This window comes from Streptomyces sp. NPDC058092 (genome assembly GCF_042884935.1).
GTDB lineage: Bacteria > Actinomycetota > Actinomycetes > Streptomycetales > Streptomycetaceae > Streptomyces.
In genome coordinates, this window is the sequence record NZ_JBHVSY010000078.1 from 1 (window position 1) to 1,077 (window position 1,077).

The 1,077-nt window shown below is 57.5% G+C and carries 1 rRNA gene; it reads left to right on the forward strand.

The window, feature by feature from the left end:
- A 23S ribosomal RNA gene (locus ACFVV1_RS40835) occupies nucleotides 1-1,077 on the forward strand; the annotation flags it as partial.

Below are 1,077 nucleotides of genomic sequence, written 5' to 3' on the forward strand. Positions count from 1 at the left end.
CAGTCGTGACTGCGTGCCTTTTGAAGAATGAGCCTGCGAGTTTGCGGTGCGTTGCGAGGTTAACCCGTGTGGGGAAGCCGTAGCGAAAGCGAGTCCGAATAGGGCGGTTCAGTAGCGCGCTCAAGACCCGAAGCGGAGTGATCTAGCCATGGGCAGGTTGAAGCGGAGGTAAGACTTCGTGGAGGACCGAACCCACCAGGGTTGAAAACCTGGGGGATGACCTGTGGTTAGGGGTGAAAGGCCAATCAAACTCCGTGATAGCTGGTTCTCCCCGAAATGCATTTAGGTGCAGCGTCGTGTGTTTCTTGCCGGAGGTAGAGCACTGGATAGGCGATGGGCCCTACCGGGTTACTGACCTTAGCCAAACTCCGAATGCCGGTAAGTGAGAGCACGGCAGTGAGACTGTGGGGGATAAGCTCCATGGTCGAGAGGGAAACAGCCCAGAGCATCGACTAAGGCCCCTAAGCGTACGCTAAGTGGGAAAGGATGTGGAGTCGCAGAGACAACCAGGAGGTTGGCTTAGAAGCAGCCACCCTTGAAAGAGTGCGTAATAGCTCACTGGTCAAGTGATTCCGCGCCGACAATGTAGCGGGGCTCAAGCGTACCGCCGAAGTCGTGTCATTCCAGCGTATAGGGCCAACGCCTGCTGGGATGGGTAGGGGAGCGTCGTGTGCCGGGTGAAGCAGCCGCGGAAGCGAGTTGTGGACGGTTCACGAGTGAGAATGCAGGCATGAGTAGCGATACACACGTGAGAAACGTGTGCGCCGATTGACTAAGGGTTCCTGGGTCAAGCTGATCTGCCCAGGGTAAGTCGGGACCTAAGGCGAGGCCGACAGGCGTAGTCGATGGACAACCGGTTGATATTCCGGTACCCGCTTTGAAACGCCCAATACTGAATCAGGCGATGCTAAGTCCGTGAAGCCGGCCCGATCTCTTCGGAGTTGAGGGTAGTGGTGGAGCCGACGAACCAGACTTGTACTAGGTAAGCGATGGGGTGACGCAGGAAGGTAGTCCAGCCCGGGCGGTGGTAGTCCCGGGGTAAGGGTGTAGGCCGTGTGGTAGGTAAATCCGTCACAC